This is a genomic window from Micromonospora arida, from assembly GCF_003857035.1.
GTDB lineage: Bacteria > Actinomycetota > Actinomycetes > Mycobacteriales > Micromonosporaceae > Micromonospora > Micromonospora arida.
In genome coordinates this window covers 1-8724 of record NZ_QGSY01000224.1, presented here as the reverse complement: position 1 = coordinate 8724, position 8724 = coordinate 1, and the positions used below count along the sequence as shown (strand labels likewise).

The window sequence follows — 8724 nt, the reverse complement described above, 5'->3', positions numbered from 1 at the left end:
GGTTAGAGGTCCAGGAGGAGGGTTTGGGGGCCGATGTTGGTGCTCTCGACCAGCATGTGGGTGCGGAAGCGGCCGGTCTCCACCTTCGCTCCTCGTTCGCGTAGGGCGTCGACCACCGCTGTCACCAGTGGCTCGGCGACCTCGGCGGGGGCGGCGGCGGTCCAGCTCGGTCGGCGGCCCTTGCGGACGTCGCCGTAGAGGGTGAACTGGCTGACCACCAGGATCGGCGCGCCGGTGTCGGCGGCGGATCGCTCACCGTCCAGGATGCGTACCTCGTGCACCTTGCGGGCCATCGTCTGGGCGGTCTCCGCGGTGTCGGTGTGGGTCACGCCGAGCAGCACCAGCAGGCCGTTCTCGATGGCACCGACCACCTCCCCGTCCACCGTCACGCTGGCCTGCCCGACGGTCTGCACCACCGCCCGCATCAGGCGCTCACCGGCTCGATGAAGCCGCGCTCCACCAGGTGCGCCACGATCGGGCCGGCCGCCTCGGCCATCTCGTCGGGCTCGACGTCGTGCGCGGCGGCGAGCAGGGCGAGCTGGTCACGCAGCGGCAGCCGGCCGTCGGCGCCGCCGACCAGCGCCAGCACCAGCGGGTCGATCTCCTCGGTCCAGCGCAGGCCGTGCGGCATCGCGAGGACCTGCCGGTCCACCCCCCAGCCCTCGTCACCCATGGTGGCCTCCTGGCGCAGTTGGAGGCCATCGGCGGCCCGGTAGCGCTCGGCGAGCAACGCCTCGGTGTCGCGTACCCGGAGAAAGTCCTGGCGGTCGAACCAGGCGGCGACCTGGTCGCCCAGCGGTGGCTGCACCCGCTGGCGCAGATCCTCCACCCGGACCACCGGGTCGGAGTGCCCGCTCCGACGCAGTGACACGATGCCGAAGCCGATGCCCTCCACCTTGTGCGCGTCGAACCAGTCCAGCCAGACGGCCATCCGCTGCGGGTCGGCGGTCTCGCCGACGTCGGTGAGCCACAGGTCGACGTACGCCATCGGGTCGGCCACCTCGCGTTGGATCACCCAGGCGTCCAGGCCGGTCCCGGCGAACCAGCCGGCCACCCGCTCGTCCCACTCCTCGCCTGCGACGTGCACCCAGTTCGCCAGGTACTGCATGGTGCCGCCCTCGGTGAGCAGGCCCGGGGCGGCGGCGGCCAGCTCGGCGCCGATCGCGTCACCGACCCGGCCGGAGTCGCGGTACACGTGCGTGGTCGTGCCCGGACCGACCACGAACGGTGGGTTGCTCACCACCAGGTCGAACCGCCGACCGGCCACCGGGGCGACCATGTCGCCGCGGAGCAGCTCCCAGTCCTGACCGTTGAGGGCGGCGGTGGTCGCGGCGAAGCGCAGCGCCCGCTCGGAGAGGTCGGTGGCGGTCACCGACCTGGCGTGGGTGCCCAGGTGCAGGGCCTGGATGCCGGAGCCGGTGCCCAGGTCCAGTGCGGTGTCGACCGGCCGGCGCATGGTCGCGCCGATCAGGGTGTGGGTCGCCCCGCCGACGCCGAGGACGTGCTCGGCGTGCAACGGGCGACCCGGGCGGGCGCTGGCCGGCACGTCGGCGAGCACCCACCAGTCCTCGCCGTACGGCTCCAGGTCGATGCCGGCACGCAGGCCGTCGCCGTACCGCTCGACCAGCCCGCCGGCCAGCGCCTCGGTCAGGCTCAGCGGCGCCAGCGCGGCGGTCACCGCCGCCTCCGACTCGGTCTGGGCGCAGATGAACACCCGGATCAGGGTGCCGAGCGGGTCGCCGTCCCCGGTGGCCAGCAGCGCGGCCCGGTAGTCGTTGCGGGCGACCGCCGCGGTCGCCTGGGCTCCCAGCCGCTCGGCGATGCCGTGACTGGTGAATCCGGTCCGGGTCAGTGCGCTGCGCAGCGCGTCGACGCCGGCGGGGGAGAGCAGCATGTCGTGTTCGTCCACCCCGACATCCTGCCCTCCGTTGGGTCCCGGGTCAGCGTCACCCGCCGGTAGACGTCGGAGCGTCGGTGTCCGCCCGGGTCGGTACGCCAGGCAGGATGGTCCGCATGACGCTTGTCCTGCCCATCGACCCGGAGGCCAACCGGCTGCTGGAGCGCAGCCCGCTGGCCCTGCTGCTCGGCATGGTTCTCGATCAACAGGTGCCGATGGAGAAGGCGTTCTCGTCGCCGTACGTGCTCCAGCAGCGGCTCGGCCATGAGTTGGACGCGGCGGAGCTGGCCGGGTACGACCCGGAGGCTCTGGTCGCGCTCTTCGCCCAGCCGCCCGCCCTGCACCGGTTTCCCAAGGCCATGGCGGCCCGGGTGCAGGAGGTCTGTCAGGTGCTGGTGGAGCGCTACGACGGTGACGCGGCGCTGCTCTGGGCCGAGGTCGCCGACGGGCCGGAGCTGCTGCGCCGGGTCGCCGCGCTGCCCGGCTTCGGCAAGCAGAAGGCACAGATCTTCGTGGCCCTGCTCGGCAAGCGGTTCGGCGTGACCCCGCAGGACTGGCGGAAGGCAGCCGGAGACTACGGCGACCCGGGCGCGTACCGGTCGGTGGCCGACGTCACCGACGCCGATTCGCTGCGTCGGGTGCGGGAGTTCAAGCAGCAGATGAAGGCGGCGGCCAAGGCGAAGGCGACCGGCGGCTGAGCCGTCTGCTCAGGCGGCGGTGGGGTGCGCCAGCGAGGCCAGCGCGCGCCGGACGTCGGCCAGCGAGACGGTCGCCGAGTCGTCCAGGTCGGCCAGGCCGGCCTCGATCCACTGGCGCATCAGCGTGGTGACCCCGATGCCCCGGGCGTCGGCGGCGGCGCGAACGCGCTCGTAGGTGTCCAGTGGCAGCCGCACCGAGCGGCTTACCATCGGCACGTCGCTGTCGGGGGTTGGCAGCTCCGCCGCCGGGCTCTCGTCGATCAGCTCGGCGATTCGCTCGCCGCCGCCGTGGAACTGCTTGGTCGCGTCGTTACGGTGCATCGTCACGGCCTCCTCATCTACCGAGATCTCCGCACGGCCTCGTCGTAGCGCTTGGACTCGACGTCGCTCAACTCGCGGGCGGAGAGAATGTCCCAGTCGTTGTCGGTGCCATCGGCCTCGGCGAGCAGCACCGCCAGTCGGCGGCCCCGACGGGCGACGGCGTAGACCACCATCACGTCGTCACCCAGATGACGGATGACCCGTCGGGCGCTGTGCAGCGCCTCCCAGACTTCCCCGGGTGTGACGTCGTAGACCCTCAGGTTGGCCAACGCCTCTTCGGTGAAGCTGAACCTGCTGCCCACATCGCGGAGCGTACCACGTGCGTAACACGAAGCCGGATGACTCGAAGTTCGCTGATCACGGACCTGCGGTGACAGGATGAGGCGTAACCCCCTCGAGGAGGTCCATGGTGAAGCGTCAGGCGTACCAGCCGATTCTGATCACTGACGCCTCGCGCAGCCAGGGTGATCAGCTCAACAGCCGTCAGCGCCGCTATGTCCTGATGATGGGCATCCGGGTGGCCTGCATCATCGTCGGCGCGATCCTGGTCGGTGCGAACGCCCCACTGCTCTGGCTCTGGCTGCCGTTGTGCGCCCTCGGCATGGTGCTCATCCCCTGGCTTGCCGTGCTGCTGGCCAACGACCGGCCGCCGAAGGAAGAGCACCGGCTGGCCAACCGGTTCCACCGCCGGCACACCGACGACACCCCGCCGATGAGCCTCACCGCCGAGGAGCGCCCACACAAGGTCATCGACGTCGAACCCTGACCCGCGAACGGGCCAGGGTTCGATCCGTCACGGCCGCGCTGTGCCCGGTGGCCGTACGCCGGCCGCTACGCCTGTGGCCGAGCCCCGGCGGTGGAGACGGCGAGCGCACCCAGGTCGGTGGCGCGGCTCAGTGCCGCGGTCGGGGTGGCACCGGCGAGCCACGCGGTGAGCAGGCCGGCCGCGAAGGCGTCGCCCGCGCCCGTGACGTCCACCACCGCCACCCGGCTGGCCGGAGCCACGCAGACCGGCGTGGTGCGGTCCACCCAGACCGCGCCGGCCGCGCCGCGCTTCACCACCACCCGCCGAGCCGTCGCCGACAGCGCCCGCCCCTGCGCCGCCGGGTCCAGCCCGCCGGCCAGCACCGTCGCCTCGTCCGCGTTGACCAGGAGCAGGTCGATGTCGCGTACCCAACCCAGGAACGCCGCCGCGCCGACCCGCCGCAGCGGCGCCGCGGAGGCCGCGTCGACGCTGATGGTGAGCCCGCGCTCGCGGGCGGCGGCCAACGCCCGCAGCCCCGCGCCGCGCGACTCCGCGTCCAACAGGGTGTACGCGGACAGGTGCAGATGCCCAGCGTCGGGAACCGCCGCGAGGGCCTGCTCGACGTGCGCGGCGCTCAGCCGCAGGTTCGCGCCCCGCTGGCTGACCATGGTGCGCTCGTCGTCGGCGGCCAGCACGATGACCGTGCCGGTCGGGGCGCCCTCGATCCGCTCGATGGCGCAGTCGACGCCCGCCCGCTCCAGCTCGGCCACCCGGTCCCGCCCGGCGTCGTCGTCACCGACGGCGCCGACGAGCGTGACGTCCACCCGCTGTGCCGCGATCCAGGCGGCGGTATTGGCCGCCTGACCGCCACCGCCGAGACTGATCGCGGCCCCGGTGTCCGAGCCGGCCGCGAGCGGCCCGGACAACACGGCGACCACATCGGTGATCACGTCCCCGACGACGACCACCCGGGCCGGTCGGGTCATGCCGGGACGGCGGTGCCGCAGGCCACCGAGGCGACCGCGATCCGGGCGGCCAGGTCGGCGTTGCGCAGGATGATCCGCACGTTCACCGCCAGGCTCGCGCCCTCGGTGGCCGAGTGGAAGTGCGCGAGCAGGTACGGGGTGACCGCCTTTCCGGTGATCCCGTCCCGCTCCAGCAGGGCCAGGCCCTCGGTGAGCGTCCGGTCGTGCAGCTCCGGGTCGAGCTGCTCGTCGACCGGCAGCGGGTTGGCGATGAGCATCCCGCCGGTGTGCACGGCGTGCTCGTCCCGGGCAGCGAGCACGGCGGCAACCTGCTCCGGCGAGTCCACCGACCAGTCCAGGTCGAAACCGGCGTCGGTGAGGTAGAAGCCGGGGAACCGGCGGGTGCGGTAACCGACCACCGCGACCCCGAGGGTCTCCAGGCGCTCCAGCGTCGCGCCCACGTCGAGGATCGACTTGACCCCGGCGCAGACCACCGCGATCGGGGTCTGCGCCAGGGTGACCAGGTCCGCCGACTCGTCGAAGGTGTGCGCGGCCTCCCGGTGCACCCCACCCAGCCCGCCGGTGGCGAACACGCCGATGCCGGCGGCAGCGGCCACCGCGCTGGTCGCGGCCACCGTGGTCGCGCCGTCCGCGCCGGTCGCGGCAGCCACCGCGAGGTCGCGGACGGAGAGCTTCGTCACCCCGTCGACGGTGGCCAGCCGGGTCAGCTGCGCGTCGTCCAGGCCGACCACCAGCTCGCCGGCGATCATGCCGATCGTCGCCGGAACGGCCCCGGCGTCCCGAACGGTTCGCTCGATCTCCCTGGCCACCCGCAGGTTCTCCGGTCGGGGCAGACCGTGCGAGACGATGGTGCTCTCCAGCGCGACGACGGGCCGGCCGTCGCGCTGGGCTTCGGCGACCTCGGTGCCGTAGCTGATGCGAAAGTCAGTCACACAGGCACCGTACGGGGTGGGGCCTCGGCCGGCCTCAAGTGGACCCGGCCATGATGACCTGCCAAACTTGTCGGTCGGAGGTGCAGACGTGAGCACAGAGGTTCTCGAGCGTCCGGAGCTGAAGGACGCCGATACCGGTCCCGAGATGTTCCACTACGTCCGCAAGGAGAAGATCGCCGAGAGCGCCGTCATGGGCACTTTCGTCGTCGCTCTCTGCGGCGAGACCTTCCCGGTCACCAAGGCGGCCAAGCCGGGTTCGCCGGTCTGCCCCAAGTGCAAGGAGATCTACGACTCGTACCGTGAGTGAACCTCGGCCGGTGCTCCGGCCGGCGACGTAGCCTGCGGCGGTGACCACCTCCACCGCCCTGCTCCTCGCCGACCTGACCGGGGTGGCGGTGTTCGCCGCGTCCGGGGCCTCGGCGGCGGTGGCCAAGCGACTGGACCTGTTCGGTGTCGCGTTCGTCGGCTTCGTGGCCGCCCTCGGCGGTGGGATCCTCCGGGACCTGGTCATCGACGAGGTGCCGCCGCTGGCCTTCGCCGACTGGCGGTACGCGGCCACCGCCGCGATCACCGCGCTCGCCGTCTTCTGGCTGCACCCGCAACTGGTCCGACTGCGCACCACCGTGCTGGTGCTGGACGCGGCCGGCCTGGCGCTGTTCACCGTCACCGGCACGCTCAAGGCGCTCGACGCCCGGGTGCCGGCCGTCGGGGCCTGCCTGATCGGCATGCTCACCGCGATCGGCGGCGGGCTGGGCCGCGACCTGCTCACCGCCGAGATTCCGGTCGTGCTGCGCCGGGAGATCTACGCGCTGGCCGCACTGGCCGGTTCGGTCCTGGTGGTGCTGCTGTACGTCACCGGGAAAACCGGGCCCGCTCCACTCACCGCCGCCGCCGTCCTGGTCTTCGGGCTGCGCCTGATCGCGCTGCGTCGACGCTGGTCCGCGCCGGTGGCCACGCTGCGCCCGCCGCGCGCCGACGGGTCGGATCCCCGCACCGACCGGGAGTGGTGAGACGGTCGGGCCGCTGTTCGGTCAGGTGCCGGATTGTGACCAGCGTGGCGTCGCCTGGGCCCGACGGCCCGTGCTGGTTATGCTGAGTCGGCCTTCGCGGCAGCTTCTGCGCGGAGGCGTTTTCATGGGCGGCGGATCCTCGTGGCCCTCGCCCGGGGTCCGCCATCGTGCGGTCGGAGAGGAGCTTCGCGTGGCAGCCCGGACGCCGGTGCTCGAGACGTTCCCCGCGCTGCGCGCCTGGCAGCGCAAGGCGATGGTGGAGTACCTGCGTCGCCGTAGCGACGACTTCACCGCGGTCGCCACCCCCGGCGCCGGCAAGACCACCTTCGCCCTGCGGATCGCGGCGGAGCTGCTCGGTGACGGCACCGTCGAGGCGGTCACCGTGGTCGCCCCGACCGAGCACCTGAAGAACCAGTGGGCAGACGCTGCGGCCCGGGTGGGCATCCAACTCGATGCCGCCTTCCGCAACGCCGACCTGCACTCCGCGGCCGACTTCCACGGCGCGGTGGTCACCTACGCGCAGGTGGGGATGGCCCCGCAGGTGCACCGGCGGCGCACCATGACCCGGCGCACCCTGGTCATCCTCGACGAGATCCACCACGCCGGCGACTCCCGGTCCTGGGGCGACGGGGTGAAGAACGCCTTCGAACCCGCCGTACGCCGGCTGATGCTCACCGGGACGCCCTTCCGCTCCGACGACAACCCGATCCCGTTCGTCAGCTACGAGCGGGGAGGGGACGGGCTGCTGCGCTCCCGCGCCGACTCGGTGTACGGCTACTCCGACGCGCTGCGCGACGGCGTGGTCCGGCCGGTGCTCTTCCTGGCGTACTCCGGGGAGACCCGATGGCGTACCAACGCGGGGGAGGAGCTGGCGGCCCGGCTGGGCGAGCCGATGACCCAGGACCTGGTGGCCCAGGCGTGGCGTACCGCCCTGGACCCGGCCGGCGACTGGATGCCACAGGTGCTGCGGGCCGCCGACGCCCGACTCACCGTGCTGCGCAACGCGGGCATGGCCGACGCCGGTGGTCTGATCATCGCCACCGACCAGCAGACCGCCCGTTCGTACGCCAAGCTGATCGAGCAGGTGACCGGCGAGAAGGCCGCCGTGGTGCTCTCCGACGACCAGGGCGCGTCCGCCCGGATCGCGACGTTCGCGGCGTCCGACCAGCGGTGGCTGGTCGCGGTGCGGATGGTGTCCGAGGGGGTTGACATCCCGCGACTGGCGGTCGGGGTCTACGCCACCAGCGCCAGCACGCCGCTCTACTTCGCCCAGGCGATCGGCCGCTTCGTGCGGGCCCGCCGGCCCGGGGAGACCGCGTCGGTGTTCCTGCCCAGCGTGCCGCACCTGCTCGGGTTGGCCAGCGAGATGGAGACCGAGCGCGACCACGTACTCGGTAAACCCAAGGAAGCCGACGGTTTCGACGACGACCTGTTGGAACGCGCCCAGCGCGACGACCAGGCCAGCGGGGAGCTGGAGAAGCGGTTCGCCGCGCTCTCAGCCACCGCCGAGCTCGACCAGGTGATCTTCGACGGCGCGTCGTTCGGCACCGCGGCCCAGGCCGGCACTCCCGAGGAAGAGGAATACCTCGGCCTGCCCGGTCTGCTCACCGCCGACCAGGTTTCGCTGCTGCTGACCAAGCGACAGGCCGCACAGCTCGCCGCCCAACGCCGTCGTACGGCCGACGGGGCCGCTCAGACGGCCGCTGCGCCCACGGCAGCGCCACCCGCACCCATGAGCGCCGCCCAGCGTCGCGTGGCGCTCCGGCGCCAACTGAACGCCCTGGTGGCCGCCCGACACCACCGCACCGGTCAGCCGCACGGCAAGATCCATGCCGAGCTGCGCCGGCTCTGCGGCGGGCCGCCGAGCGCTCAGGCCACCATCGAGCAGCTTGAGGAACGCATCGCCACCGTGCAGACCCTCTAGATCTGCCCAGCCGAGGCTGTCCAGCCCGAGGCTGTCCAGCCGCAGCCGGCTGGCTGGGGCGGCCGAGGATTGCCTGCCCGGGACGGCCCGGATGCCCTCTACGGGGTGTCTCGGTCAAGATCGCGCAATATCCGGGATGTAGTGGCATCGGTGCGTCGGTGAGGCCACTACATCCTGGTTCGAGCACGATCTTGGCGCGGGGCGCGGGGCG

At 72.6% G+C, this 8724-nt stretch carries 11 protein-coding genes; 5 read left to right on the top strand and 6 right to left on the bottom strand.

Annotation, left to right across the window (positions count from 1 at the left end):
* Nucleotides 1-2 precede the first annotated feature (2 nt).
* Both dtd and DLJ58_RS22025 read right to left on the bottom strand, forming a co-directional pair.
* Nucleotides 3-425 (bottom strand): D-aminoacyl-tRNA deacylase, encoded by a 423-nt coding sequence (dtd, locus tag DLJ58_RS22030; RefSeq protein ID WP_124858896.1) that lies wholly within the window; start codon nt 423-425, stop codon nt 3-5.
* Complete coding sequence (locus tag DLJ58_RS22025; RefSeq protein ID WP_208741259.1) at nt 425-1909, bottom strand: DUF7782 domain-containing protein; 1485 nt, start codon at nt 1907-1909, stop codon at nt 425-427. The genes dtd and DLJ58_RS22025 overlap by 1 nt, the downstream gene beginning before the upstream one ends.
* A 95-nt stretch (nt 1910-2004) precedes the next feature.
* Between DLJ58_RS22025 and DLJ58_RS22020 the strand changes: the two genes are divergently transcribed.
* On the top strand, nt 2005-2595 hold the full coding sequence (locus DLJ58_RS22020; protein WP_124858895.1) for an HhH-GPD-type base excision DNA repair protein: 591 nt from the start codon (nt 2005-2007) through the stop codon (nt 2593-2595).
* Nucleotides 2596-2604: 9 nt separating this feature from the next.
* Here the strand turns inward: DLJ58_RS22020 and DLJ58_RS22015 are convergent, their stop codons facing one another.
* Nucleotides 2605-2916, bottom strand: coding sequence for a hypothetical protein (locus DLJ58_RS22015; RefSeq protein ID WP_124858894.1), 312 nt, complete (start codon nt 2914-2916; stop codon nt 2605-2607).
* Nucleotides 2917-2933: 17 nt separating this feature from the next.
* Nucleotides 2934-3218, bottom strand: a complete 285-nt coding sequence (locus tag DLJ58_RS22010; protein WP_124858893.1) for a hypothetical protein — start codon at nt 3216-3218, stop codon at nt 2934-2936.
* Between the two features lie 104 nt (nt 3219-3322).
* Between DLJ58_RS22010 and DLJ58_RS22005 the strand changes: the two genes are divergently transcribed.
* Nucleotides 3323-3682 (top strand): DUF3099 domain-containing protein, encoded by a 360-nt coding sequence (locus DLJ58_RS22005; RefSeq protein ID WP_181518647.1) that lies wholly within the window; start codon nt 3323-3325, stop codon nt 3680-3682.
* 65 nt (nt 3683-3747) lie between these two features.
* Here DLJ58_RS22005 and DLJ58_RS22000 read toward each other — a convergent pair whose 3' ends face one another.
* Nucleotides 3748-4647 carry a carbohydrate kinase family protein gene (locus tag DLJ58_RS22000; RefSeq protein ID WP_124858892.1) on the bottom strand — a complete coding sequence of 300 codons (900 nt, stop codon included), beginning with the start codon at nt 4645-4647 and terminating at the stop codon, nt 3748-3750.
* Nucleotides 4644-5579, bottom strand: coding sequence for a pseudouridine-5'-phosphate glycosidase (locus tag DLJ58_RS21995; RefSeq protein ID WP_124858891.1), 936 nt, complete (start codon nt 5577-5579; stop codon nt 4644-4646). The genes DLJ58_RS22000 and DLJ58_RS21995 overlap by 4 nt, the downstream gene beginning before the upstream one ends.
* Nucleotides 5580-5667: 88 nt before the next feature.
* Here DLJ58_RS21995 and DLJ58_RS21990 point away from each other — a divergent pair, with 88 nt between their 5' ends.
* The 3 genes from DLJ58_RS21990 (at nt 5668) to DLJ58_RS21980 (ending at nt 8513) form a co-directional block, all read left to right on the top strand.
* Nucleotides 5668-5886, top strand: coding sequence for a DUF3039 domain-containing protein (locus tag DLJ58_RS21990; protein ID WP_007456912.1), 219 nt, complete (start codon nt 5668-5670; stop codon nt 5884-5886).
* A gap of 40 nt (nt 5887-5926) precedes the next feature.
* Complete coding sequence (locus tag DLJ58_RS21985) at nt 5927-6589, top strand: trimeric intracellular cation channel family protein (protein ID WP_124858890.1); 663 nt, start codon at nt 5927-5929, stop codon at nt 6587-6589.
* Nucleotides 6590-6779: 190 nt separating this feature from the next.
* Nucleotides 6780-8513 (top strand): DEAD/DEAH box helicase, encoded by a 1734-nt coding sequence (locus DLJ58_RS21980; RefSeq protein ID WP_124858889.1) that lies wholly within the window; start codon nt 6780-6782, stop codon nt 8511-8513.
* Nucleotides 8514-8724: the final 211 nt, after the last annotated feature.

What these genes read in the sequence shown, in the direction of transcription:
- dtd (WP_124858896.1), bottom strand. Translation starts at nt 425, where the DNA reads ATGCGGGCGGTGGTGCAGACCGTCGGGCAGGCCAGCGTGACGGTGGAC.
- DLJ58_RS22020 (WP_124858895.1), top strand. Translation starts at nt 2,005, where the DNA reads ATGGTCCGCATGACGCTTGTCCTGCCCATCGACCCGGAGGCCAACCGG.
- DLJ58_RS22015 (WP_124858894.1), bottom strand. Translation starts at nt 2,916, where the DNA reads ATGCACCGTAACGACGCGACCAAGCAGTTCCACGGCGGCGGCGAGCGA.
- DLJ58_RS22005 (WP_181518647.1), top strand. Translation starts at nt 3,323, where the DNA reads ATGGTGAAGCGTCAGGCGTACCAGCCGATTCTGATCACTGACGCCTCG.
- DLJ58_RS22000 (WP_124858892.1), bottom strand. Translation starts at nt 4,647, where the DNA reads ATGACCCGACCGGCCCGGGTGGTCGTCGTCGGGGACGTGATCACCGAT.